The following is a 22,750-nucleotide window of genomic DNA, read 5'->3' on the forward strand; positions in this document are numbered from 1 at the left end:
CTCCGAATAGCGTTCGCAGCCCGAATGGCTGCCGGCGGGTCCGAATTATCTAGTGAATGCAGGCGGCTGGGGCAAGGCCGGGGCCGAAGGAAGGGTAAAGACGTCGCGGGGCCCTGCATCAACAACACGACACAGGACCCCGCATGACTGACTGCCCGGTACGCAGCACACTTCATCCGGGCGCGCATCCCAATGCACGAAGCGTGCCAGACTCGGCGGCCCGGAAAACCAGGGTCAAACCTTAAGTCGCTGTAAAAATTCGCATTTTGCGGCAATGGCGCCGTGTGCAGAATGCAAGAGCCTTGCAATCTGCAAGTCCGGATCAGCCAATGTCCTTGATCGGCTTCCAGGTGAGGAAGCGCCAGATATAGAGCAGCACGACCAGGATCACGACGCCGGTCGAGACCGGGTCGATCCAGGCCTCCACCACGTGATAGCCGGCATCGAGCACATAGCCGGCGGCGGTGAGGATGCCGGTCCAGACCAGCGTCCCCAGCGCCGAAATGCCCAGGAACCGCCAGACCGGCATGGCAGCGAGCCCCGCCGGCACCGAGATCAGTGTCCTGATGGCGGGGATCAGGCGGCCCACCAGCACGGCCAGCGCGCCGTAGCGGGCGAACCAGTGATAGGCCATGTCGATATCGTGTTCGCTGAGCGTCGCGATCCGCCCCAGCCGGTTGCAGAGCCAGGTGAAGCGCTCGATGCCCATCAGCCGCGCCGCCACATACCAGGCCGAGGTGCCCAGGAGCGAGCCCGCCATGCCGGCAATGAGCACGCCGACCAGGTTGAGATCGCCCTGCGCCGCCACATAGCCGGCAAAGGGCATGATCAGTTCGGAGGGGATGGGCGGGAAGATGTTTTCCAGCACCATCATCAGGAAGATGCCGAGATAGCCCCAATCGGTGATGAAGCCGATGATGAAATCGCTCATGCCTGCACTCCCTCGCGTGGGATCTGGCGAGCATGATCAACACCCGCCGGGCCGCCCCGGGACTTGAGCCAGGGGCCAATCGTCACGCGTGCTATGCTGAAACCGGCCCCCGGATCAAGTCCGAGGGCGCTGTCGTGGTTATTCGGGCCATCGGGCCCAACCGCCGATCAGGCGGTCTTGGCAGCGCGGCTCATGCGCTTGCGGTCATTGGGGTCGAGCCAGATCTTCCTGAGGCGGATCGACTTGGGGGTCACCTCGACATATTCGTCTTCGGCGATATAGCCCAGGGACTGCTCGAGGGTGAGCTTCTTGGGCGTGGTCAGGCGCACCGCCTCGTCCTTGGACGTGGTGCGGATATTGGTGAGCTGCTTGCCCTTGAGCGCATTGACCTCGAGATCGTTCTCGCGATTGTGCTCGCCAATGATCATGCCCTCATAGATGTCGACGCCGGCGTCGATCAGCATGGCGCCGCGCTCTTCGAGGTTCCACAGCGCATAGGCCACGGACTGGCCGGTGCCGTTGGAGATCAGCACACCGGTGCGACGGCCGGGCAGTTCGCCCTTGAACGGCACGAAGGAGTGGAACAGGCGGTTGAAGATGGCCGTGCCGCGGGTGTCGCTGAGCAGTTCGGGCTGGTAGCCGATCAGCGAGCGGGTGGGGACCAGGAGCTGAATGCGCGTGCGGCCGACGCCCGAGGGGCGCATATCGGTGAGTTCGCCCTTGCGCTCGGTGAGCTTCTGCACCACGGCGCCAGTGAACTCGTCATCCACGTCGATGATGACTTCCTCGACCGGCTCCATGCGCACGCCGTTCTCTTCCTTGAACAGCACCTTGGGGCGACCGATGGTGAGTTCGAAGCCTTCGCGGCGCATGTTCTCGATCAAGACGGCCAGCTGCAGTTCGCCACGTCCGGCCACGTCATAGCTGTCATTGTCGTCGCCCGGGGTCACCTTGATGGCGACATTGCCCTCGGCTTCGCGCATCAGGCGCTCGCGGATAACACGCGACTGGACCTTGTCGCCCTCGCGGCCGGCCAGCGGGCCGTCATTGATGCGGAAGGTGACCGACAGGGTCGGGGGATCGATCGGCTTGGCGGCGATCGGGGTGGTCACCGAAGTGGCGCAGAGCGTGTCGGCCACGGTGGAAGTCACGAGACCCGCAATGGCAACAATGTCGCCGGCTTCGCCGACCTCGACCGGGGTGCGCTCAAGGCCGCGGAAGGCCAGGACCTTGGAGACGCGGCCCTTTTCGACTTCCTTGCCATCGCGATTGAGCGTGTGGATGGCATCATTGGCCTTGACGGTGCCCGAGGTGATGCGCCCGGTCAGGATGCGACCCAGGAACGGGTTGCGCTCGATGGTGGTGACCAGCATGCGGAACGCGCCTTCTTCCACCTGCGGCTCGGGCACGTGCTCGATGACCTTGTCGAGCAGCGGGGCCAGCGTTTCCTTGGGGCCTTCGGGCTCCAGCGCCATCCAGCCCTGCTTGGCCGAACCATAAAGCACCGGGAAATCGAGCTGTTCGGGCGAGGCATCGAGGGCAATGAACAGGTCGAAGATTTCTTCGAGCACTTCCAGGTGCCGCTCGTCGGACTTGTCGATCTTGTTGATGGCAACGATGGGGCGCAGGCCCTGTGCCAGGGCCTTGCCCAGCACGAATTTGGTCTGCGGCATCGGGCCTTCGGCGGCGTCCACCAGGATCACCACGCCATCGACCATCGAGAGGATGCGCTCCACCTCGCCGCCGAAATCGGCGTGGCCGGGCGTGTCCACGATATTGATGCGGGTATCCTTCCACATCAGCGAGGTAACCTTGGCCAGGATGGTGATGCCGCGCTCACGCTCGATATCATTGCTGTCCATGGCGCGCTCTTCGACGCGTTCGTTTTCACGGAACGAGCCGGACTGCTTGAGCAGAACGTCGATCAGCGTGGTCTTGCCGTGGTCAACGTGGGCGATGATGGCGATATTGCGCAGGGACATATGGGGTCAGCCTTTTTGGCATGATCCACGAAACCAACCCACGGGAGCGCTCTCGGGGGGCGGTCAGAAACGGACCATGCGGTATGAATGTGCCGACGCCAAATTGGGAAGAGGCCCGGCCTTGTCGCGCGCTGCATATAGCAAGAGGGCCAATTTCACAAGGGCGGCAGACGCAGGGGTGCGATGCGAAGCGAAGCCGGCCCGGCTCCAGAGCACCCGGCATGGGCGGCTTTCTTCGCCGGAACGGCTAGGAAGCCTTTTTGCGGGCCTGCGCCTTGACCGCTTCCGAATGCAGCAGATTGGCCAATGCGGCGGGCTGGAGGGGCGGCGAGAACAGGAAGCCCTGCACCTCCGACACCCCCTGGGCCCGCACCATGGCCAATTGCTCCTCGGTTTCGATACCCTCGGCGGTGGTCGACATTCCAAGGGATTTGCCCAGGCCGATCACCGCCTGGATGATGGCCTGGCTATCCGCCCTCGTGGTGACATCGGCCATGAAGGATCTGTCGATCTTGATCTTGTCGAAGGGGAAGCTCCTGAGATAGCTCAGCGAGGAATAGCCCGTACCGAAATCGTCCATCGAAATGCGCACGCCCATGCCGCGCAATTCGTGGAGGGCTGCGAGAGTATTCTCGCTGTCATTGAGCAGCAGGCTTTCGGTGATTTCCAGCTCCAGCCGGGTCGGCTCGAGCCCGGCCTCGCTCAGGGCGGCCTTGACCTGGGCCACCAGGTCCTTGTGGCGGAACTGCACCGGCGAGAGATTGACCGCCACGCGCACATCGCCCGGCCAGGCCGACGCCGCCTTGCAGGCCTCATGCAGCACCCACTCGCCAATGGGCACGATCAACCCGGTCTCCTCGGCCACCGGGATGAATTCGACCGGCGAGACGGTGCGATCGTCATGGTCCCAGCGCAACAGCGCCTCGACGCAGGTGACGCGGTTTTCGTCGAGCCCCAGCAGCGGCTGGAACATCAGCCGCATTTCCTCGCGCTGCATGGCGAGCCTGAGGCCCGCCTCGATCGAGCGGCGCTGCTGCAATTCCGCATCCATGCCCGTTTCGAAGAAATGATAGGTCGAACGCCCTTCGGACTTGGCCTTGTAGAGCGCCAGATCGGCATTCTTGACCAATTGATCGGTGGTGATGCCATCGCCCGGCCCCACGGCAATGCCGACCGAGGCGCCGATCTCGATCTGCTGGCCACCGATATTCATCGGCGCCCGCATCGCCTTGACGATGCGATCGGCCACCTTGGCGGCCATGTCGATGCCGTCGATGGGCCGCAGGAGCAGCGCGAATTCATCGCCGCCCAGCCGGGCCAGGAGATCGGTTTCGCGGGTCGTGCCCCAGAGGCGGACCGCGGCCTGCTTGATCACCTCGTCGCCCACGGCATGGCCCAGCGTGTCATTGACCGCCTTGAAATGATCCAGGTCGATATAGAGCACGGCGGCCATTTCACCGCGCTTGAGACCGGCCTCGGCCCGCGCCATCTGCTCGAGGAACTCGATGCGGTTGGGCAGGTCGGTCAAGGCGTCATGGCGCGCCAGGTGCTGGATGCGCGCCTCGGCCTGGCGCTGCTCGGTAATATCCTCATGGGTCGAGACCCAGCCGCCATCCTTCATCGGATGGTGCTGCATCAGGATGGTGCGGCCATTGAGCTCGTGGATGTTCTTGCCATATTCGCGGCGTGAAATGACCTCGCGGCGCCAGGCAATATATTCCTCCTTGGTGCCGCCGGTGGACATGCCCTCGTCAAACAGATGCGCCAGGATATCCTCGAGCTGGCTGCCCGGTTTCAGCAATTCGATAGGCAGGTTGTAGATGCGGGCATAGGGCTCGTTGCAGATGACCAGCCGGCCGCGTGCATCCATCATGCACAGGCCGATCGAGATATTGTTGACCGCCGCATCGAGCCGGATGTTCTGGCGCTCCAGCTCGAGCTTGCGCTTCTGCTGGCTTTCGGACCGGGCAATCTCGTCGGTAATGTCCTCATGGGTGACCACCCAGCCCAATTGCTCGGAATAGACATGGGCCGTCTCGATGATACGGCCGCCATGCACCACTTCCTGCGCCTTGTGGCGCGCGCCACTGCGATTGGCCAGCAGCTCGCTCGTATAGTGCTCGTAGAACTGTTCGGGGCTCTGGCCGGGATGATTGCCCAGCCGCGCCGAGAGATGCACCACATCCTCCAGCGTCATGCCGCGGTGGATCGCTTCCTGGGAGAAACCATAAAAATCGCGATAATGCTTGTTCCACATCAACAGGCGGAACTGGGGCGACCAGACGCAAAAGCCATAGGGAATGCTTTCCAGCGCTGCATCGAGCAGCAGCTTTTCGGCCACTTCCCCTAGATTTGTGGCGTCTTCCGAGCGCATCGAACCCCCCAGTCCAAAAGCCAATCCCCGACGCTGCGCGAACGGTAATGAGACGGGCTTAACGCGGGATTAAATCGCGACGTTCACATGAAAAAGGTGAACTGGCGGGAAGACAGTCCCGCCAGTCTGGATGTGTCAGCCCCGTGCCTTGGCGTTGCGCGCCGCCCAGGTCTTGAGCCTCAGGCCATTGAGGCGGATGAAGCCCTCGGCGTCCTTGTGGTCATAGGCCACCGCGCCCTCTTCAAAGGTCACCAGGTCCATCGAATAGAGCGAATGGGGCGAGGTGCGGGCGATCACGGTCGCCGAACCCTTGTAGAGTTTGACGGTCACTTCGCCGGTGACATAGGTCTGGCTCTTGTCGATCAGGGCCTGCAGCATTTCGCGCTCGGGCGAGAACCAGAAGCCGTTGTAGATGAGCTCGGCATATTTGGGCATGAGCTCATCCTTGAGATGGGCTTCACCGCGATCAAGCGTGATCGATTCAATGCCACGGTGCGCCACCAGCATGATGGTGCCGCCGGGGGTTTCATAAAGCCCGCGGGACTTCATGCCGACAAAGCGGTTTTCAACGAGGTCGAGCCGGCCAACGCCATGCTTGCCGCCCAGCGCGTTGAGCCGGGTGAGCAGGGCCGCCGGCGACAGCTTTTCGCCATTGATCGAGACCGGATCGCCCTTCTCGTAGCCGATGGTGATGATTTCGGGCTCGTTTGGCGCCTTTTCGGGATCGACAGTGCGTTGCGGCACATAATCGGGGAAGGGCACGCCGGGATCTTCCAGAACCATGCCTTCGGAGGAAGTGTGCAGGAGATTGGCATCGACCGAGAACGGCGCTTCGCCGCGCTTGTCCTTGGCGATCGGAATCTGGTTCTTTTCGGCATAGCTGAGCAGTGCCGTACGGCTCCTGAGATCCCATTCGCGCCAGGGTGCGATCACCTTGATCGAGGGATCGAGCGCATTGGCGGTCAATTCGAACCGGACCTGGTCATTGCCCTTGCCGGTGGCGCCATGGGAAATGGCGTCGGCGCCAGTTTCCTGGGCGATTTCAACCAAGCGCTTGGAAATCAGCGGCCGGGCAATGGAGGTGCCGAGCAGATACTGGCCTTCATAAACCGTATTGGCGCGGAACATGGGGAAGACGAAGTCGCGCACGAATTCCTCACGCAGGTCTTCGATGCGGATGTCCTTGATGCCGAACATCTCGGCCTTCTTGCGCGCCGGCTCGAGCTCTTCGCCCTGGCCAAGGTCGGCGGTGAAGGTCACCACTTCGCAATCATAGGTTTCCTGCAGCCATTTCAGGATGATGGAGGTGTCGAGCCCGCCCGAATAGGCCAGCACGACCTTCTTGATGTCTTGTCCCATGGAAGTCCGTCTCAAGTTTGATGCTGCCACGATACGCCACTCTTCACGCAATTCTGTTGCGATCATCGCAGGATTTTGCCACCTAGTAGCACAATCTGCCAACGTGACTTCGTCCTAGGACCAAAAATGCCAGAAACGCTGGACGCGATCGATCGCCGGATTTTGCGAGCATTGCAGCGCAATGGCCGCATGTCCAATGTCGAACTGGCCAATGCCGTGGGCCTGTCGCCCTCGCCCTGTTTGAGGCGCGTCAAACTGCTCGAGGAAAAGGGCGTTATTGACCAATACGTTGCGGTGCTCAACGGGCCCAAGCTCGGGCTGGGCCTCACGGTCTTTGCCCGCATCTGGTTCAAGACCCAGCATGCCGAAACCACCAATCAGTTTGCTGAAACGGTGCGCAATTATCCCGAGGTCATCGAATGCTACCTGACCACCGGGGAGTGCGATGCGATCCTGCGCGTAGTCACCACCGACCTGCACGCTTATTGGCGGTTCCAATCCGATCATCTGATGCGTATTCCATCGGTGCAGTCGGTCAAGACCGATGTGCCCATGGAAACGATCAAGGCCGGGCGGGAGTTGCCGGTCTAGGGCCTGGACCCCTCGGATGAACGGATTTCGGCCGCTTCTGAACGCCCTACCCCCGCCGCACGAAAAATGCGATGGTTCGGGCCAATCGCTTCGAGACCGCCATGCCCGCTTTCCTCCCCGACCTGCCCGTCATCCTTGCCTTCGCGCTGGCCACGATTGTCCTCGCCATCACGCCGGGGCCGGACATGGCCCTGCAGATGAGCCGCGCCATCAATTACGGCCGGGCGCATGGGCTGGCCGCCATGTTCGGGGCCATGGCGGGCATTCTCGTCCATACCATGCTGGTTGCCTTCGGTATTTCCATCCTGATCATTGCCGCGCCACCGCTGTTCCTGGCGCTCAAGATCGCCGGGGCGGTCTATCTGCTCTATCTCGCCTATCAGGCCGTGTTCCATGGCGGCGGGCTGCGCCTCGCCGAGGCCGCGCGCAAACCCCCGACGGTCAAGCAGAGCTTCATGACCGGCATCGGCATCAACCTGCTCAATCCCAAGGTCGTGCTGTTCTTCGTGACCTTTCTGCCCCAGTTCGTCGATGCCCACGACCCCGGCGCCACCGGCAAGCTGATCTTCCTCGGGCTCGAATTCGTGGCGCTGTCCATCCCGCTCGGGGTGGTGACGGTGCTGGCGGCCGAGAGACTGGCGGCCCTGTTCCGCGCTTCCAAATGGGTGGAGCGGGCGCTCAACTGGAGCTTTGCCGCCATCTTCACCGCCTTTGCGGCGACCATCCTGACAGCCCAGGCGCGGCACTAGCTGGACCCGGTGGCATGAATTACAGGCACGCCTTTCACGCCGGCAATTTCGCCGATGTGGTCAAGCACACCATCCTCACGCGCATTCTCGCCTACCTCATGAAGAAGGACGCCGCCTTCCGGGTGATCGACACCCATGCTGGCCTGGGGCTCTACGACCTTTTCGGGGACCAGGCGGAAAAGACCGGCGAATGGCAGGACGGCATCGGCCGGCTGATTCACGTGAAACTTCCCGATGACGTGGCCGAGCTGCTGACGCCCTATCTCGACGCCGTCAGGGCGCAGAACCCGGATGGGGCGCTGCGCTATTATCCCGGTTCGCCCTTCATCACCCGGCACATGCTGCGACCGCAGGACCGGCTGATGGGCTTTGAACTGCACCCGATCGATGCAGACCGCCTCCGGCAAAACTTCGCCGGCGACTTCCAGACCAGAATAACCCAACTCGACGCCTGGGACATTTTTGGCACCCATTTGCCGCCCAAGGAAAAGCGCGGCCTGGTGCTGGTCGATCCGCCCTTCGAGGACAAGGGCGAGTTTTCACGCATGGTGCAAAGCCTTGAAAAAGGGCACAAGCGCTGGCCCGGCGGCACCTATGCCTATTGGTATCCGATCAAGGAGCCGGGCGAGGTGGACGCCTATGCAAAGGCCCTCAAGGCGACAGGCATTCCCAAGATCCTGCGGATCGAGCTGACCATCCGCCAACCCTCCGAGCCGCCGCGCCTGCATGGCACCGGCATGGTCGTCGTCAATCCGCCTTTTGTGCTGGAGCAGGAAATGCGGGTGCTCCTGCCGTTTTTGGCAGAATTGCTGAGCGATGAGGGGCGCGGCAAGTGGAGCGTGGACTGGGTGGCGGGGGAGTAGCTACCAGACGCGGCCGAGCCAGAAATCATTACCTTCAAACGCGTCAAAAGCGCTATCGGCCGAAACTAGCTCCAAGCGGCCAACTATTGCCGATGCCGCAATTATTCTGTCAAACGGATCACGATGATCCCAAGGAAACTCCGCCGCCGCTGTACAGATTGTTGGTGAAACGGGCAACAGTGTCACCCCTTGCTGCTCTGCGATATCCAACAATTCATAGAGATATGGCTGCATCTGCGGCCACTTGCCCAGCCTAACTTTCTGCCCAATCTCGTAGAAGCTTATGGCGCTGACAGACACTGTCTCAGCAGCGCCAATTGCCGCTACGGCCCCGGCGGGCAACTTATCGGGACCCGCGAGGGACCAAGCCCACACATGGGTGTCGAGCAGAATGTGGCTCAAGCCGCGCCTTCCCACGCTGCGAGATCTTCTTCACTCATAGGTTCGAAGAAATCCGGGCCCGGACCTAGGTGCTTCAGCAGACCAAACTTGAATTCGCGCTTGGAAGGTGAGGTAACAGGAACCATTCGCACGGCTGTACCGTCAGCCTTGTCAATGATGACTTCCTCACCAGACAAGGCCGCGTCGATGAGATCGGAAAGCTCGTCCCGGGCGGTCTGTACGGAAACTTTCATGTTGCCTCCATACACTCAACATAGCGCAGAGGACCGGCAACCGCCAGATCGCCTCGTCCCGCCGCCCTGTTGGGCTCGATCACAGCGCCAGGAGCGCGTCGCGGTCTTTCTTGCTGATCCGTTCGCTTTCGCTCTTCAATTGGCCGCAGGCGGCGAAGATGTCGCGGCCGCGCGGGGTGCGGACGGGCGAGGCATAGCCGGCCTTGTTGACGATGTCGGCGAAGCGTTCGATGCGCGAAGACGGCGAAGTGCCATAGTTCGAACCGGGCCAGGGGTTGAACGGGATGAGGTTGATCTTGGCGGGAATGCCGGCCAGCAGCCGCACCAGTTCGCGTGCCTCGGCGTCCGAATCGTTGATGCCGTCGAGCATCACATATTCGAAGGTGATGCGGCGGGCATTGGAGAGGCCCGGATAGTTCTTGCAGGCCTCGAGCAATTCCTTGAGCGGCCATTTCTTGTTGATCGGCACCAGAACGTCGCGCAATTCGTCGCGCACGGCGTGGAGCGAAATGGCCAGCATGACATCGATCTCGCGGCCGGTCGGCTCGATATAGGGCACGACGCCCGAGGTCGAGAGCGTGATGCGCCGCTTGGAAATGGACATGCCATCGCCGGCCGAGGCGATGAGCAGCGCCTGCTTGACGTTGTCGTAATTATAGAGCGGCTCGCCCATGCCCATCACCACGATATTGGTGATGGCGCGGGTTTCCCCGCCCGGCACCAGCCCGCCGTCATCGGGGCGCGAGCCACCTGGAAAGTCGCCGAGACGTTCGCGCGCCATCAGGATCTGGCCAAGGATTTCCCCGGCGGTGAGGTTGCGGACCAGCTTCTGCGTGCCGGTATGGCAGAACGAACAGGTCAGCGTGCAGCCCACCTGGGACGAGACGCAAAGCGTCCCGCGATCACTCTCCGGGATATAGACGGTTTCGACTTCCACCGCCGGCATGTTGGGATTGGCCGGATCGCGGAAGCGGAACAGCCATTTGCGCGTGCCATCCACCGACACCTGCTCGGTGACGATCTCGGGGCGATCGAGATTGAAGGTGTCGGCAAGTTTCTGACGCACCGGCTTGGCCACATTGGTCATGCGGTCGAAATCGGTGACGCCGTTCACATAGAGCCAGTTCCAGAGCTGGGAGGCGCGCATGCGCCCTTCCTTTTCCGAGACGACCTCATGGCTGACCAGCTCCTCGGCCAGCCCGGCCTTGGAAAGGCCGATCAGGCTCGGCCGCGCGGCGGAGGCCGGGCGGATGGCGGTCGAATGGTCAAGGTTCAGCGCAATGCTCATGGCAGGCACATCGGGTTCCGGAAATGCGGGAAGTGCGCGCGTGTAGCACAGGTGCGGGAACTTGGCAAAGTCACACCGGCGGGAGGCAGGTCGGCGGTGGATGCGGGACGGTCCAAGACACCGCGCCGCCCTCGGACGTGATCCGAGGGCCAAATCCCGCCGGCGCAAATCTCAAGTGGTCCTCGGGTCAAGCCCGAGGACGGAACCGAGAATGTTGAAAAATCAGCACTCGGCCCCGATCGCCTGCTGCGCCGCGGTGGCGCCCGAGAGCGAATAGGACTGCACGATCCGCGAGCCGGTCGCCGATGTCCCGGTGATGGAAATGCTCGAGCCGGCGCGAATGGCGGCGGCCAGATTGGCCGCCTGCGCACTGTCATCGAGCCAGGCCGCATCGTTCTGGGTGAAGAGGGCAAAATCCTGCCCGCCCACGCTGGCCGTGGCGGTGGAACCGGTCTGGAAGGTATAGCCGGCCACGACATTGAACTCGTTCACCACGTCCTCGCCGGGGCGATTGGTGATGTAGAGATAGGCCTGACCATAGCCGTCGGGCGTCGGTTCGGTGGTCTTGGGCTTGGTCATGGCAAAGCAGACCGTGCCGCTGCCATCATCGGCCGCATAACTCGACCAGTCGCGAAAATCACCGAGCACCCGCGCCGACTGGGCCTGGGCCGGCGCAAGAGCGGCCAGGATCAGGAGGGACGCAAGCGGCAGGGCTGAAATACGGATCATCAAGTCTGGTTCTCTTGGCAGAACGGGGCGCGGGGCTGCTGATCCCCGGCGCCCAGTTACAGATGTTCAGGCGGCCGGAGCAAGCCCCTACTGGCAGGCGGCGTCGATGGCATTCATCGCCGCGGTAGCGCCCGAAAGGGAATAAGTGTCGACCGTATTGGTTCCACGCTGGCTGGTGCCGCGCACCACCATCTGGCTGCCGGCCTTGAAAGCGGCAACAAAACCGGGCTCATCGCTGCTCGATGCCAGCCAGGCCGTGGAGCCGCGCGCCGCCATGACATAGCTCTTCCCGTCCACGGCCGCCGATGCCTTGGCGTCGGTGGTGTTGTAGGGATAGCCGATCTGGGTCTGCACCTCGTTCTTCGAGCCCATGCCCTTGCGGTGCACGATCAGGAACTTGACCGGGTCGCGGTTGACCCCGCTGGGTTCGCTCTGCTGCGGCTCGCCAATGATGAAGCAAAGCTGCCCGCTCTGGTCGGTCGCCGTATAGGCGGACCAGGCGTTGAACGTGCCCAGCTCCGTGGCCTCCTGCGCCTGCGCGGCGGGCGCCAGTGCCATGACTGCCGCGACCGCGAGCCCGAGTGCAAGGCCACCGGTTTTCGTCGTCATCGCCAATTCTTCCTCTTGTCTTGCTGCCGTTCGTGGGGCGTCCTGCCCGGTCAGTGTGCCCCGAACATGGTTACCAAGGTGTCAAAACCCGACTTCTCCCCACCGCTGATATCCGGGCTTTTGCTTCAAATGAAAGGCAAAGGCGGCGGGAATGCGGCACCTTGCCCACGCAGAGCCCGATGTGGTCGGGAAAGGGTTAAGCTGCGCCTAACAAGGGTGTGATCAGGCCGCAAGCGGATAGCTCTGCTCCACCAGATAGGGCCCGCCCCCCACCGAATCGCGGCTGGAGAACAGCACGAAGCGGGCCGGCACGAAGGTCAGCGGTTCGAAGCGCGCCGATTCCGCCATGAACCGGGCGAGCTCCTCGGCGGCGGTGCCGCGCAATCGTGCCAGCGATACATGCGGCACGAATTTGCGACCTTCGGGCGGCAGGCCGGCACGCTGCAGCACCCGCTCATGCGCCGCCTGCAGCCGGTTCAGCATCTCCGACGGTTCCACCCCGGCATAGAGCGCCCGCGGCTTGTCGCCGCCAAAGCTGCCCAGATGCGTCAGCCGAATGGGAAACTGCAGAGAGTTCGACAGCCGGTCGAGACTGTCGGCGACCTCGTCGGCCGTATTGCCATCCACATCGCCGATGAACCTGAGGGTGATGTGGTAGTTCTCGGGATCGATCCAGCGCGCGCCGCTTAATCCGCCCCGCTTGAGCGAGAGGGCAAAACCCACATCGGCGGGAATTTCGAGACCGGTAAAGAGCCGGGGCATGGCGTCCCTCCCTGGCATTTGTTGCCGCATCACCTGGGCGGAAAACCGGGTTCCACTTTTCCGCGCGATGCGCAAGTCCGCACGATTCGCGTGCCTGACCCTAACACAAACGCTTTATCGGACCAGACCCGGTGTCGCAGGGGGCCCGATTGTCCTTGTCAATCCGGGGATGGGTCCCCATATTCCTCGCCAAGTGGCAACGCCAATTGCCCCCGGCGGTGACAAGACCGCAAGTCTATTTGGGAAAGGGAACCAAAGAATGGCTGAATATGACCGTCAGACCCTCGGTGCGCGGGCCGGCTCGGCCTTGGCCATCGACGAGGGCCTTCGCAGCTATATGCTGCGTGTCTACAACTATATGGGCCTCGGCCTGGTGGTAACGGGCGTCGTCGCCTATTTCACCAGCCAGTGGGCCATGTCGAGCCAGGCCAATGCCGAGCTGCTTTACACCAGCCCGCTGTCCTGGGTGATCATGCTCTCGCCGCTGGCCTTCGTGCTGGTGCTGAGCTTCGGCATCAACAAGCTTTCCGTGGGCGCGGCCCAGGGCGTCTTCTGGGCCTTCGCGGCCGTGATGGGCCTGTCGCTGTCGTCCATCTTCCTGGTCTATACCGGCGCCTCGATCGCCAAGGTGTTCTTCATCACTGCCGCCACCTTCGGCGCGATGAGCCTTTACGGCTACACCACCAAGCGCGACCTGACCGGCATGGGCAACTTCCTGATGATGGGCCTGATCGGCATCATCATCGCCTCGATCGTGAACATCTTCATGGCCTCGTCCATGCTCGACTTCGCGATCTCGGTCCTGGGCGTGCTGATCTTCACCGGTCTCACCGCCTATGACACCCAGAAGATCAAGGAAAGCTATTCCGAGCATTATGGTGCCGACGTGATGGCCAAGAACGCCATCATGGGCGCCCTCTCGCTCTACCTCGACTTCATCAACCTGTTCATGATGCTGCTCCGCCTGTTCGGCAATCGCGAGTAAATGAACGCCTTCCTTGATCGCACGATCAAGGAATTTGGTTGGACGAAAAAAGGGACCGCAGCTTACAAGGGCTGCGGTCCTTTCTTTTTGCCCACGTTTTGCCGCGTTTCCGAACCGCAAAACCGTTGCCACTTTTGCTGGAAACGCTCTCGCCATGTCCGATTATCTCCTGCGTCCCTTTTCCTGGTCCGACGTCCCCGCCATCACCGCGATCTACCGTCACTATGTGGACAACACCGCCATCACCTTCGACACCGAAGCGCCGGGCGAAGAGGCAATCGCGGAGAAATATGCGGGCCTTAAAAGGCTCGGGCACCCGCTGATCATCGCCGAACGGGCCGGCCAGGTCGTCGGCTATGCCTATGCGAGCTTCTATCGCCCCCGCGCGGCCTATCGCTTCACCTGCGAGGATTCGATCTATCTCGACCCCAACGAGACCGGCCGCGGCCTGGGGCGGCTGATGCTGACCGAATTGCTGGCCCGCTCGAAAGCCTTCGGCTTCAGGCAGATGCTGGCGGTGATCACCGCCGACACGGCGAACTCCATCGCCATCCACGAAAAATTCGGCTTCGAGCGGGTCGGCTACTATACCGGGGTCGGCTTCAAGTTCGACCGCTGGCACGACATCGTGCACCTGCAGAAGGCGCTGTGAACCGGTGCCGGTACTGACCCTGATGGTCGGCCTGCCCGGCTCCGGCAAGACCACCCGGGCCAGGGCGCTGGCGGCGAGGACCGGGGCGCTGCGGCTCACGCCGGATGAATGGCAGACCCGGCTTTTCGACGACGACATGCACCATCCCGACCATGACCGGCGGCACGATGAAATCGAGGCGATCATGTGGGAGATCGCCGCCCATATCCTTCAATGCGGCGGCGATGTCATCCTCGATTTCGGTTTCTGGACGCGCGCCGAACGGGCCGACTTTGCGGCCAGGGCCGCTGCGCTTGGCGCCACCTGCCAGATCAGGTTCGATGACGTCCCGCTGGACGAACTGGAGCGGCGCGTTGCCGCGCGCAACCAGGATGAGGGGGGTCATTTCGTGATCCCCATCGAAGTCCTGCGCAATTGGGCCCGGGTATTCGAAGCGCCCGATGCCGATGAACTGGAGGGACGGTTCGGTGGCTAGGGCCTGGGCCGCAAGCCGGCGACAGCCGGAAGGCGGCTAACCCACCACCATCAGGTCCGGGTCGAGCACGCGCAGCACCTGCGCCAGGTCATGGCCGCGCTTGAGGATGCGGCCCTGCTGGTTGGTGACCATGTATTGGCCCTGGCGGTTGCGCAGCTTTGGGTTCTTCTCGACCACGAAGAGCGGCCGCTCGGACACGCGGGCATAGATGGAGAACAGCGCCCGGTCCTTGAGGAAATCCATGGCGTAGTCGCGCCACTCGCCAGAGGCGACCTTGCGGCCATAGACCGACAGGATCTGCATGAGCTCCTTGCGCTCGAAGGCCACGATCGGTTGCGCGGGCCGGCTGGGCTGCGCAGCGGGTTCGCCCACATGCACCAGCGCCAGATTGCTTCGATTTTCGTCAGGAGGACCCTGCACGCCGCCTCAACGCCCTGTCTTCACCAAGGCGCTTCCCGCAAAAATGTCGCCAGCCCTGCGGTTCGGAAGCGCCATACAAGTGTCATGATCGGCGCATTTGCCCGCCTTGGCAAGGGGCACGAAATACCCCAATTCGGCCATGATTTGTCCATTTGCGCGCCCAATTGCGCAACCAGTGTTCAACCATTGCCTCCAGTGGCTGGCAGGAAGGCCGACGAGCCCCCAAACCAGTAGGCCCGACTGCCAGCCGCCCCTTATTTGAGTTGACCAAGGTCAGTCGCGCCCGCTCCATGCCCCCGGAGCGGGCGTTTTCTTGTTCCGGGACAGGCGATCAGAAGCGATAGGTAGCGGCGCCCAGGATGGGACCGGGCAGCCCATTGCGTTCCTGCTGCACCAGAACGGCAAGGCCGCCATTGTCCTCGTTCTGGAACTGGTCGAGCGGCAGCTTGATCTCGGCGCCGGCATCGGCCTCCCAGATGCCCACCACCTGACGGTCGACCACCACCTGGGTATAGACCATGGACTTTCCCGCATTCTCGCCCTTGTCGATGGCGACGTCGGCCCGGTCGAGATAGCGAACCAGCCAGATGGTGGCATCCTCCAGGGCTGCGTCGGCGGGCACGCGCAGCTTGAGCATGTCATCCTCTGCGGCCAGGGTGACGGCCAGCGGCAATTGGGCGGAGGTGACGGCATCCTGCACCTCGTCGCGCCGCGATCCGACCACGCCCTCGGCGCCGTTGATCACCATTTGCGGGGTGAAGATGCGCGACGAGCCCCAGCTCTTGGCATAGGCCCGCTGGCGATCGGAAAAGCCCTTGTCGCCAAAGGTGTCTTCCCAGCCGATATAGTCCCAATAGTCGACGTGATAGGCCAGCGCCACCACATCGTCCCGATCGGCGAGGCTGGTCAGGAGCGCGTCGGCGGGCGGGCAGGACGAGCAGCCCTGGCTGGTGAACAGCTCCACCACGGCCCGCGGACCAGTCCGCACGCTTTCGCCCGAAGCGGCGCCAGCCAGCCCCAGTCCCAAGATCACACCGGCAATAAGCCTGGAAGAACGGCACAAAATCATGGGCGCTTTTGTAAGCCGTGATGAAGACCGCTGCCTAGTCAAAAGCGGGTGAAAGAGCGGATTCGTCCCCCGCCTGGGCGTCGCACGACGCGATCTGTTCCGCGCCGGCCGCACCATGGCTCGAAAGAACAACGGCGGCCCCGTGGGGCCGCCGCTGCAAATGCCTTGGATGTGAGCGCTGCTTACGCGGCCACGAGGCTCCGCAGCACATAGTGCAGGATGCCGCCATTCTTGAAATAGTCGAGCTCATTGGCCGTATCGATGCGGCAGCGGGTTTCGACATTGAGCACTTCGCCGTTCGGCCTTGTGATCTTGACGTTGACCATGGCGCGCGGCTCGATGCTTTCGACCCCGGCAATGTCCACGGTCTCGGTGCCGTCGAGGCCCAGGCTCTGCCAGCTGTCGCCATCCTTGAACTGCAGCGGGATGACGCCCATGCCGACCAGGTTCGAGCGGTGGATACGCTCAAAGCTCTGGGCGATCACGGCCTTGACGCCGAGGAGATTGGTGCCCTTGGCTGCCCAGTCACGCGAGGAGCCGGTGCCATATTCCTTGCCGGCGAAGATCACCAGCGGCGTGCCGGCCTTCTGATAGGCCATGGCCGCGTCGTAGATCGGCATCTGCTCGCCCGAGGGACCCTTGGTGAAGCCGCCTTCGACGCCATCGAGCATCATGTTCTTGATGCGGATATTGGCGAAGGTGCCGCGCATCATCACCTCGTGATTGCCGCGGCGGGCACCGTAGGAGTTGAAATCCTTCGGGGCCACCTGGCGCTCGGTGAGGTACTTGCCGGCCGGCGTCGCCGCCTTGAACGAACCGGCAGGCGAGATGTGGTCGGTGGTAATCGAATCGAGGAACAGCGCCAGGACGCGGGCCGAGACCACATCGGTCACCGGCTTTGGCTCCATGGTCAGGTCCTCGAAATAGGGCGGGTTCTGCACATAGGTGGAGGACGAATTCCAGCCATAGGTCTCGCCGCCTTCGACGGCGATCGACTGCCAGTGCTGGTCGCCCTTGAACACGTCCGAATAGCGCTTGCGGAACATGTCGGCATTGACGTGCTGGCGCACGATCTCGGCGATCTCGTGATTGGTGGGCCAGACATCCTTCAAATAGACCGGCTTGCCGTCCTTGCCCGTGCCCAGCGGTTCGGTGGTGATATCGACATTGAGCGTGCCGAGCAGCGCATAGGCCACCACCAGCGGCGGCGAGGCCAGGTAGTTGGCCCGCACGTCCGGGTTCACGCGGCCTTCGAAATTGCGGTTGCCCGACAGCACCGAGGCGGCGACCAGCTTGTGCTCGTTGATCGTATCCGAGATCGGCTGCGGCAGCGGGCCGGAATTGCCGATACAGGTCGTGCAGCCATAACCGACCAGGTTAAAGCCGATGGCGTCGAGATCGTCCTGCAGGCCCGCAGCGGTCAGGTAATCGGTGACCACCTGCGATCCGGGCGCCAGCGAGGTCTTGACCCAGGGCTTGCTGTCGAGGCCCAGCGCCCGCGCCTTGCGGGCGACGAGACCGGCGGCCACCAGAACCGAGGGGTTCGAGGTATTGGTGCACGAGGTGATGGCGGCGATCACGACCGAGCCGTCGCCAACCTGGAAGTCCTCGCCCTTGACCGGGAACTGCGTGCCCGGAGCGATCTCGTCGCGGCCGGCGGCCAGATCGGGCAGCGCCTTGGCGAAGGCCGGGGTCACGTCCTTGAGGGCCACGCGGTCCTGCGGGCGCTTGGGGCCCGAGAGCGAGGGCACGACGGTGGAAAGGTCGAGTTCGAGCGTCGAGGTAAAGACCGGGTCGGGCGTGTCGGTGGTGCGGAACATGCCCTGGGCCTTGGAATAGGCCTCAACCAGCGCCACGCGGTCGGCATCGCGGCCGGTGGTCGAGAGGAATTTCAGTGTATCGGCATCGACCGGGAAATAGCCGCAGGTGGCGCCGTATTCGGGAGCCATATTGGCGATGGTCGCCTGGTCTTCGAGGCTGAGATGATCGAGGCCGGGGCCGTAGAATTCGACGAACTTGCCGACCACGCCCTTCTTGCGCAGCATTTCGGTGACCGTCAGCACCAGGTCCGTGGCGGTGATGCCTTCATTGATCTTGCCGGTCAGCTTGAAGCCCACGACTTCTGGGATCAGCATGGTGATCGGCTGGCCCAGCATGGCCGCCTCGGCCTCGATGCCGCCCACGCCCCAGCCCAGAACGGCCAGGCCATTGACCATGGTGGTGTGTGAATCGGTGCCGACCAGCGTGTCGGGATAGGCGACGGTTTCGCCATTCTCGTCCTTGGTCCAGACGGTCTGGGCCAGATATTCCAGGTTCACCTGGTGGCAGATGCCGGTGCCGGGGGGGACGACGCGGAAATTGTCGAAGGCCGACTGGCCCCAGCGCAGGAATTCGTAGCGTTCGCCATTGCGCTCATATTCGAGCTCGACATTCTGGTTGAAGGCCAGCGGCGTGCCGAAATTGTCGACCATGACCGAGTGGTCGATAACGAGGTCCACCGGCACCAGCGGGTTGATCTTCTGCGGATCGGCGCCGAGCTTGGCAGTGGCATCGCGCATCGCCGCCAGATCCACCACGGCGGGCACGCCGGTGAAGTCCTGCATCAGCACGCGGGCCGGGCGATAGGAAATTTCATGGTCGGACTGGCGCGTCACCAGCCAGGTGGCAATGGCCTCGATATCGGCCTTGGTCACCGTGCGGTTGTCTTCGAAGCGCAGCAGGTTTTCCAGCACCACCTTCATCGAACCGGGAAGCTTGGATACGCCGGCAAGGCCGTTCTTCTCCGCTTCCAGGATCGAATAATAGGTGTAGGTCTTGCCGCCGACCGTCAGCGTCGACTTTGATTTGAAGCTGTCTATCGAGGTCACTTGTGCTCCGCCCTTCTTGCTGCTTGTGGCGCATCTTCCTCAGGGCATGGGGCCGGAGAAAATGCCGCGCTTTTCTGGAATGACTCCAGTCTCTCTGGGCTTATAGTCAATCACCAAAGCCCTTGCCAGTACGACCATGGGTCCAATACGAGATGGGGCCATGACGCAAAGGCAAGTCTTTCCGCAAGTTTGTCTTAAGGCAGAGGGCCTTGCCGTGGGCCGCGGTGACGCCGCGTTGCTCAGCGATTTGTCGTTTTCTGTTGCCGGTGGGCATGGCCTCTTGCTGCGCGGCCCCAATGGCGCAGGCAAATCCACCCTGCTGCTGACCCTGGCCGGGCTGCTGCCGACCCTCGCCGGGGCGGTGGCCATCGAGGGTCACGATCCGGAAGACGGACCGGCCCTGCATCATTGCGGGCATCGAAACGCCGTGCGCGCGCGCCTTTCGGTCCTCGAAACGCTGTCGTTCTGGGCCGCCATCAATGGTCCGACCGGTCTCCCACCCCATGAGGCGCTCGAAAGGGTCGGCCTGGCCCGGGCCGCCCGGCTCGATGCCGGCTATCTCTCGGCGGGCCAGCAGCGCCGGCTGGCCCTGGCGCGGCTGCTGGTATCAAGCCGCCCCCTCTGGCTGCTCGACGAACCCACCGCCGCGCTTGACGTGGACGGCCATGCGCTCCTGGCCAGGCTCCTGGCCGAGCATCTGGCACAGGGCGGCCTCGCCATCATCGCCACCCATGACGAAATCGGCCTTGATGGGCTGGACACGCTCACCCTGGGGCGGGCGGCATGAACGGGTTCTGGAACGTGTTGCGGCGGGATTTGCGCCTGGCCCTGGCCGGAGGCGGCGAGGTGCTGACCCTGGTGCTGTTCTTCATCATTGTCGGCGCCATGGTGCCCTTCGCCGTGGGGCCCGACAAGGCGCTGCTGGCGCGCATTGCCCCCGGCATCGTCTGGATCGCCGCCTTTCTCGCCATGCTGCTTGGTCTCGATCGCCTGCTGCGGCCCGACCGCGAGGACGGCACGCTGGCACTCTACCGCCTGGCCGACACACCGCTGGCGGCCATTCTTGCCGCAAAAGTGATCGGGCACTGGCTGACCTCGGCCCTGCCGCTGATCCTGGCATCGCCCTTCCTGGCGCTGATCCTGGGCATGGACGGGCCCACGTTGGGCCGCACCTTGCTCTCCCTGGCACTGGGCACGCCGGCGCTGGCGGCTTTCGGCACCTTCGGGGCAGCAGTCACGGTGGCCCTGCGCCGCGGCGGGTTGCTGGCCCCGATCCTGATTGCCCCGCTTTCGGTCCCGGTCCTGATCTTTGGCGTCGGCGCCATTGCCCCGCTGGGCGGACCCGACCAGGCCAGCGCCGCAATGCTGTTCCTTGCGGCACTCAGTCTCATGGCCCTGGCCCTCTCTCCCTTTGTCGCCGCGCTTGCGATAGTCTGGGGAGAAGAGTAGAGCGCGCCCATGAACACCAACAGCATCGACGACACGCCCAAAATGAGCTGGTGGAACCGGCTGGCCCATCCCGGCCAGTTCGTGAGCTGGACACGTCCGCTGGTCTGGCCGCTGGCCGGCCTGACCGCGCTGCTATTCGCCATCGGGCTGTGGTTCGCCTTCTTCAACTCCCCGGCCGACTACCAGATGGGTGACACGGTGCGCATCATGTATGTGCATGTGCCCACCGCCTGGCTCAGCCAGTTCGTCTATGCCACCATGGCGGTCTCGGCCCTGGGCACGCTGGTCTGGCGCCACCCCATGGCCGATGTCTCGATGAAAGCCGCCGCGCCGCTCGGCGCCGCTTTCACCGCCATGGCGCTGTTCACCGGTTCGATGTGGGGCCGCCCCACCTGGGGCACCTTCTGGGAATGGGACGGGCGCATGACCTCGACCCTGATCCTGCTGTTCATCTATCTCGGCATTGTCGCCCTGTGGCGCGCCTTCGACGACCAGCTGCGCGCCGCCCGCGTGGTGGCCATCTTCACTCTCGTGGGCGCCGTCAACGTGCCGATCATCAAGTTCTCGGTCGACTGGTGGTCGACCCTGCACCAGCCGGCCAGCGTCTTTACCGCCGAAGGCCCGAAAATGCCGCCCTCGCTGCTGACGCCGCTCTTCGTGATGTTCTTTGCCTTCACCTTCCTCTTCATCACCCTGCAGCTGGTGGCCATGCATACCGAAGTGCGCCGCCGCCGGGTGATGACGCTGGAACGCCGGACCGTGCGGGGAGACGCCGCATGATCGGGCTCGGGGAACATGCCGAATTCATCATCGCCGCCTATGGCGGGGTTTTCCTGGGCCTACTGGCCCTGATCTTCTGGATCGTCGCCGACAGTCGCCGCATCAAGGCCCGACTGGCCGAACTCGGGGACAAGCGCGGCTGATGCGCTATGTCCTCTTCGCCCTGCCGCTGATCCTGCTTGTTGCCCTGGTGTCGGTCTTCGCCTTTTCCATCGACCGGGACGCCAGCCTCGTCCGCTCCGTGCTGATCGACAAGCCCGTGCCGCAATTCACCCTGCAAGCGGTCGAAGGCCTTGGCGTGCCGGGTTTCGACACGGCTGCCCTCCAAGGGGAGCCCACCCTGGTCAATGTCTTTGCGTCCTGGTGCATTCCCTGCCGCGACGAGCATCCCCTGCTCGAGGCGCTCAAGACGAGGACCGGGGTGCGCCTCTATGGCATCAACCACTCCGACGCTCCGGAAAACGCCCGCGCGTTTCTCGCGGAGCTGGGCAATCCCTATGATGCGGTGGGCGCCGACCGCGACCGTCGCGTCTCGATCGACTGGGGCGTTTATGGGGTGCCCGAGACCTTCCTGGTCGATGCGGATGGCACCATTGTCTACAAGCATGTGGGCCCATTGACGCCCGAGGCCATTGAAACCGAGGTCCTTCCGGCGTTAGAAAAGCTGGGCGGCTGACCCGTTCAGCCCCCGTTCATCTTGTTCGCGGCATCTTGCAGCCGTCTTCGCTTATCGGAAGAGACTGAAATGGTTCGTCGCGTTCTGACCCATCTGCGCCATCAGAAACTGGTTACCCTGATCGAATATGCGCTGATTGCGGCCATCATCACCGTCGCGACGACCTTTGCCGTGTCCGCCGCCGGCTACAACATCACCGATTTCTTCCCCGGCTGACCGGACGGCTCAGAAGTCGCTGGTGAGACCCTTGATCTCCCAATCCCCATAGCGCACCGGCTCAAGCCCACCGCGGCCACCCCTTTCCTGCGGTGCCATGGCCCCTTTGGCGTCGATCGCCTGCCGGCGCGCTTCCGCCTCGGCCAATGCGCGCTGCGCCGCCGGGCTGAGGATCTTCGGCGCGGTGGCCTCGGGCTGTTCGACCTGGTCGGGTGCGTCGTCCATCTCGGTTTCCATTACGTTTCTGTCACCCGCTTGCGCGGAACCTCAAGGCACACAACATAGTTGG

General features: G+C 63.2%; 26 protein-coding genes. 12 read left to right on the plus strand and 14 right to left on the minus strand.

The window, feature by feature from the left end; genetic code table 11:
• Window positions 1-322: 322 nt before the first annotated feature.
• The 4 genes from K1X15_RS19790 to K1X15_RS19805 form a co-directional block, all read right to left on the minus strand.
• Window positions 323-931: a DedA family protein gene (locus K1X15_RS19790; protein WP_220305248.1), complete on the minus strand. Its 609-nt coding sequence runs from the start codon at window positions 929-931 to the stop codon at window positions 323-325.
• A 167-nt stretch (window positions 932-1,098) separates the two neighbouring features.
• Window positions 1,099-2,913, minus strand: a complete 1,815-nt coding sequence (gene typA, locus K1X15_RS19795) for a translational GTPase TypA (RefSeq protein WP_220305249.1) — start codon at window positions 2,911-2,913, stop codon at window positions 1,099-1,101.
• Between the two features lie 247 nt (window positions 2,914-3,160).
• Window positions 3,161-5,287, minus strand: a complete 2,127-nt coding sequence (locus K1X15_RS19800; protein WP_220305250.1) for a putative bifunctional diguanylate cyclase/phosphodiesterase — start codon at window positions 5,285-5,287, stop codon at window positions 3,161-3,163.
• A gap of 135 nt (window positions 5,288-5,422) precedes the next feature.
• Window positions 5,423-6,646 (minus strand): argininosuccinate synthase, encoded by a 1,224-nt coding sequence (locus K1X15_RS19805; protein ID WP_220305251.1) that lies wholly within the window; start codon window positions 6,644-6,646, stop codon window positions 5,423-5,425.
• A 126-nt stretch (window positions 6,647-6,772) separates the two neighbouring features.
• Here K1X15_RS19805 and K1X15_RS19810 point away from each other — a divergent pair, with 126 nt between their 5' ends.
• From K1X15_RS19810 to K1X15_RS19820, 3 genes are all read left to right on the plus strand, one after another.
• Window positions 6,773-7,237 (plus strand): Lrp/AsnC family transcriptional regulator, encoded by a 465-nt coding sequence (locus tag K1X15_RS19810; protein WP_220305252.1) that lies wholly within the window; start codon window positions 6,773-6,775, stop codon window positions 7,235-7,237.
• Window positions 7,238-7,308: 71 nt separating this feature from the next.
• The gene (locus tag K1X15_RS19815; protein ID WP_240549579.1) at window positions 7,309-7,986 is read left to right on the plus strand and encodes a LysE family translocator; all 678 of its coding nucleotides are present in this window, start codon (window positions 7,309-7,311) and stop codon (window positions 7,984-7,986) included.
• Window positions 7,987-8,000: 14 nt separating this feature from the next.
• Entirely contained in the window at window positions 8,001-8,849 is an 849-nt protein-coding gene (locus tag K1X15_RS19820; RefSeq protein WP_220305253.1) for a 23S rRNA (adenine(2030)-N(6))-methyltransferase RlmJ, read from the plus strand.
• Here the strand turns inward: K1X15_RS19820 and K1X15_RS19825 are convergent, their stop codons facing one another.
• The 6 genes from K1X15_RS19825 to thpR form a co-directional block, all read right to left on the minus strand.
• Window positions 8,850-9,251, minus strand: coding sequence for a type II toxin-antitoxin system VapC family toxin (locus K1X15_RS19825; RefSeq protein WP_220305254.1), 402 nt, complete (start codon window positions 9,249-9,251; stop codon window positions 8,850-8,852). It lies immediately after the preceding gene.
• Window positions 9,248-9,484, minus strand: coding sequence for a type II toxin-antitoxin system Phd/YefM family antitoxin (locus tag K1X15_RS19830; RefSeq protein ID WP_220305255.1), 237 nt, complete (start codon window positions 9,482-9,484; stop codon window positions 9,248-9,250). Before K1X15_RS19830 ends, K1X15_RS19825 begins: the two co-directional genes overlap by 4 nt.
• A 79-nt stretch (window positions 9,485-9,563) precedes the next feature.
• Window positions 9,564-10,772 carry a dual-specificity RNA methyltransferase RlmN gene (gene rlmN, locus K1X15_RS19835; RefSeq protein ID WP_220305256.1) on the minus strand — a complete coding sequence of 403 codons (1,209 nt, stop codon included), beginning with the start codon at window positions 10,770-10,772 and terminating at the stop codon, window positions 9,564-9,566.
• A gap of 222 nt (window positions 10,773-10,994) precedes the next feature.
• On the minus strand, window positions 10,995-11,501 hold the full coding sequence (locus K1X15_RS19840) for an invasion associated locus B family protein (RefSeq protein WP_220305257.1): 507 nt from the start codon (window positions 11,499-11,501) through the stop codon (window positions 10,995-10,997).
• 87 nt (window positions 11,502-11,588) lie between these two features.
• Window positions 11,589-12,110 (minus strand): invasion associated locus B family protein, encoded by a 522-nt coding sequence (locus K1X15_RS19845; protein WP_220305258.1) that lies wholly within the window; start codon window positions 12,108-12,110, stop codon window positions 11,589-11,591.
• A 222-nt stretch (window positions 12,111-12,332) separates the two neighbouring features.
• Window positions 12,333-12,872: an RNA 2',3'-cyclic phosphodiesterase gene (thpR, locus tag K1X15_RS19850; RefSeq protein WP_220305259.1), complete on the minus strand. Its 540-nt coding sequence runs from the start codon at window positions 12,870-12,872 to the stop codon at window positions 12,333-12,335.
• 259 nt (window positions 12,873-13,131) lie between these two features.
• Between thpR and K1X15_RS19855 the strand changes: the two genes are divergently transcribed.
• The 3 genes from K1X15_RS19855 (at window position 13,132) to K1X15_RS19865 (ending at window position 14,984) form a co-directional block, all read left to right on the plus strand.
• Entirely contained in the window at window positions 13,132-13,857 is a 726-nt protein-coding gene (locus K1X15_RS19855) for a Bax inhibitor-1/YccA family protein (RefSeq protein WP_220305260.1), read from the plus strand.
• 154 nt (window positions 13,858-14,011) lie between these two features.
• Window positions 14,012-14,509 (plus strand): GNAT family N-acetyltransferase, encoded by a 498-nt coding sequence (locus K1X15_RS19860; protein WP_220305261.1) that lies wholly within the window; start codon window positions 14,012-14,014, stop codon window positions 14,507-14,509.
• 4 nt (window positions 14,510-14,513) lie between these two features.
• Entirely contained in the window at window positions 14,514-14,984 is a 471-nt protein-coding gene (locus K1X15_RS19865; RefSeq protein ID WP_240549580.1) for a P-loop nucleotide/nucleoside kinase family protein, read from the plus strand.
• 36 nt (window positions 14,985-15,020) lie between these two features.
• Here K1X15_RS19865 and K1X15_RS19870 read toward each other — a convergent pair whose 3' ends face one another.
• The 3 genes from K1X15_RS19870 to acnA all read right to left on the minus strand — a co-directional run bounded on the left by K1X15_RS19870 (window position 15,021) and on the right by acnA (window position 19,340).
• Window positions 15,021-15,404: a DUF2794 domain-containing protein gene (locus K1X15_RS19870; protein WP_420828353.1), complete on the minus strand. Its 384-nt coding sequence runs from the start codon at window positions 15,402-15,404 to the stop codon at window positions 15,021-15,023.
• 331 nt (window positions 15,405-15,735) lie between these two features.
• Complete coding sequence (locus tag K1X15_RS19875; protein WP_220305262.1) at window positions 15,736-16,437, minus strand: DUF1223 domain-containing protein; 702 nt, start codon at window positions 16,435-16,437, stop codon at window positions 15,736-15,738.
• 218 nt (window positions 16,438-16,655) lie between these two features.
• Window positions 16,656-19,340 (minus strand): aconitate hydratase AcnA, encoded by a 2,685-nt coding sequence (gene acnA, locus K1X15_RS19880; RefSeq protein ID WP_220305263.1) that lies wholly within the window; start codon window positions 19,338-19,340, stop codon window positions 16,656-16,658.
• Between the two features lie 160 nt (window positions 19,341-19,500).
• On the opposite strand from acnA, the gene ccmA reads away from it, so the two are divergent.
• The 6 genes from ccmA (at window position 19,501) to K1X15_RS19910 (ending at window position 22,461) form a co-directional block, all read left to right on the plus strand.
• Window positions 19,501-20,127 (plus strand): heme ABC exporter ATP-binding protein CcmA, encoded by a 627-nt coding sequence (ccmA, locus tag K1X15_RS19885; RefSeq protein ID WP_220305264.1) that lies wholly within the window; start codon window positions 19,501-19,503, stop codon window positions 20,125-20,127.
• On the plus strand, window positions 20,124-20,789 hold the full coding sequence (ccmB, locus tag K1X15_RS19890) for a heme exporter protein CcmB (protein WP_220305265.1): 666 nt from the start codon (window positions 20,124-20,126) through the stop codon (window positions 20,787-20,789). Before ccmA ends, ccmB begins: the two co-directional genes overlap by 4 nt.
• A 9-nt stretch (window positions 20,790-20,798) precedes the next feature.
• Complete coding sequence (locus K1X15_RS19895; protein ID WP_240549581.1) at window positions 20,799-21,569, plus strand: heme ABC transporter permease; 771 nt, start codon at window positions 20,799-20,801, stop codon at window positions 21,567-21,569.
• Window positions 21,566-21,712, plus strand: a complete 147-nt coding sequence (ccmD, locus tag K1X15_RS19900; RefSeq protein WP_220305266.1) for a heme exporter protein CcmD — start codon at window positions 21,566-21,568, stop codon at window positions 21,710-21,712. The genes K1X15_RS19895 and ccmD overlap by 4 nt, the downstream gene beginning before the upstream one ends.
• Window positions 21,712-22,245, plus strand: a complete 534-nt coding sequence (locus tag K1X15_RS19905) for a DsbE family thiol:disulfide interchange protein (RefSeq protein ID WP_220305267.1) — start codon at window positions 21,712-21,714, stop codon at window positions 22,243-22,245. The genes ccmD and K1X15_RS19905 overlap by 1 nt, the downstream gene beginning before the upstream one ends.
• Before the next feature lie 69 nt (window positions 22,246-22,314).
• Window positions 22,315-22,461, plus strand: coding sequence for a Flp family type IVb pilin (locus K1X15_RS19910; RefSeq protein WP_220305268.1), 147 nt, complete (start codon window positions 22,315-22,317; stop codon window positions 22,459-22,461).
• A gap of 9 nt (window positions 22,462-22,470) precedes the next feature.
• Here K1X15_RS19910 and K1X15_RS19915 read toward each other — a convergent pair whose 3' ends face one another.
• Complete coding sequence (locus tag K1X15_RS19915) at window positions 22,471-22,686, minus strand: DUF1674 domain-containing protein (RefSeq protein ID WP_220305269.1); 216 nt, start codon at window positions 22,684-22,686, stop codon at window positions 22,471-22,473.
• Window positions 22,687-22,750: the final 64 nt, after the last annotated feature.

It is taken from the genome of Devosia salina, assembly GCF_019504385.1.
Taxonomy (GTDB): Bacteria; Pseudomonadota; Alphaproteobacteria; order Rhizobiales; family Devosiaceae; genus Devosia; species Devosia salina.

What these genes read in the sequence shown, in the direction of transcription:
- K1X15_RS19790 (WP_220305248.1), bottom strand. Translation starts at nt 931, where the DNA reads ATGAGCGATTTCATCATCGGCTTCATCACCGATTGGGGCTATCTCGGC.
- typA (WP_220305249.1), bottom strand. Translation starts at nt 2,913, where the DNA reads ATGTCCCTGCGCAATATCGCCATCATCGCCCACGTTGACCACGGCAAG.
- K1X15_RS19800 (WP_220305250.1), bottom strand. Translation starts at nt 5,287, where the DNA reads ATGCGCTCGGAAGACGCCACAAATCTAGGGGAAGTGGCCGAAAAGCTG.
- K1X15_RS19805 (WP_220305251.1), bottom strand. Translation starts at nt 6,646, where the DNA reads ATGGGACAAGACATCAAGAAGGTCGTGCTGGCCTATTCGGGCGGGCTC.
- K1X15_RS19810 (WP_220305252.1), top strand. Translation starts at nt 6,773, where the DNA reads ATGCCAGAAACGCTGGACGCGATCGATCGCCGGATTTTGCGAGCATTG.
- K1X15_RS19815 (WP_240549579.1), top strand. Translation starts at nt 7,309, where the DNA reads ATGGTTCGGGCCAATCGCTTCGAGACCGCCATGCCCGCTTTCCTCCCC.
- K1X15_RS19820 (WP_220305253.1), top strand. Translation starts at nt 8,001, where the DNA reads ATGAATTACAGGCACGCCTTTCACGCCGGCAATTTCGCCGATGTGGTC.
- K1X15_RS19830 (WP_220305255.1), bottom strand. Translation starts at nt 9,484, where the DNA reads ATGAAAGTTTCCGTACAGACCGCCCGGGACGAGCTTTCCGATCTCATC.
- rlmN (WP_220305256.1), bottom strand. Translation starts at nt 10,772, where the DNA reads ATGAGCATTGCGCTGAACCTTGACCATTCGACCGCCATCCGCCCGGCC.
- K1X15_RS19840 (WP_220305257.1), bottom strand. Translation starts at nt 11,501, where the DNA reads ATGATCCGTATTTCAGCCCTGCCGCTTGCGTCCCTCCTGATCCTGGCC.
- K1X15_RS19845 (WP_220305258.1), bottom strand. Translation starts at nt 12,110, where the DNA reads ATGACGACGAAAACCGGTGGCCTTGCACTCGGGCTCGCGGTCGCGGCA.
- thpR (WP_220305259.1), bottom strand. Translation starts at nt 12,872, where the DNA reads ATGCCCCGGCTCTTTACCGGTCTCGAAATTCCCGCCGATGTGGGTTTT.
- K1X15_RS19855 (WP_220305260.1), top strand. Translation starts at nt 13,132, where the DNA reads ATGGCTGAATATGACCGTCAGACCCTCGGTGCGCGGGCCGGCTCGGCC.
- K1X15_RS19860 (WP_220305261.1), top strand. Translation starts at nt 14,012, where the DNA reads ATGTCCGATTATCTCCTGCGTCCCTTTTCCTGGTCCGACGTCCCCGCC.
- ccmA (WP_220305264.1), top strand. Translation starts at nt 19,501, where the DNA reads ATGACGCAAAGGCAAGTCTTTCCGCAAGTTTGTCTTAAGGCAGAGGGC.
- ccmB (WP_220305265.1), top strand. Translation starts at nt 20,124, where the DNA reads ATGAACGGGTTCTGGAACGTGTTGCGGCGGGATTTGCGCCTGGCCCTG.
- K1X15_RS19895 (WP_240549581.1), top strand. Translation starts at nt 20,799, where the DNA reads ATGAACACCAACAGCATCGACGACACGCCCAAAATGAGCTGGTGGAAC.
- ccmD (WP_220305266.1), top strand. Translation starts at nt 21,566, where the DNA reads ATGATCGGGCTCGGGGAACATGCCGAATTCATCATCGCCGCCTATGGC.
- K1X15_RS19905 (WP_220305267.1), top strand. Translation starts at nt 21,712, where the DNA reads ATGCGCTATGTCCTCTTCGCCCTGCCGCTGATCCTGCTTGTTGCCCTG.
- K1X15_RS19910 (WP_220305268.1), top strand. Translation starts at nt 22,315, where the DNA reads ATGGTTCGTCGCGTTCTGACCCATCTGCGCCATCAGAAACTGGTTACC.
- K1X15_RS19915 (WP_220305269.1), bottom strand. Translation starts at nt 22,686, where the DNA reads ATGGACGACGCACCCGACCAGGTCGAACAGCCCGAGGCCACCGCGCCG.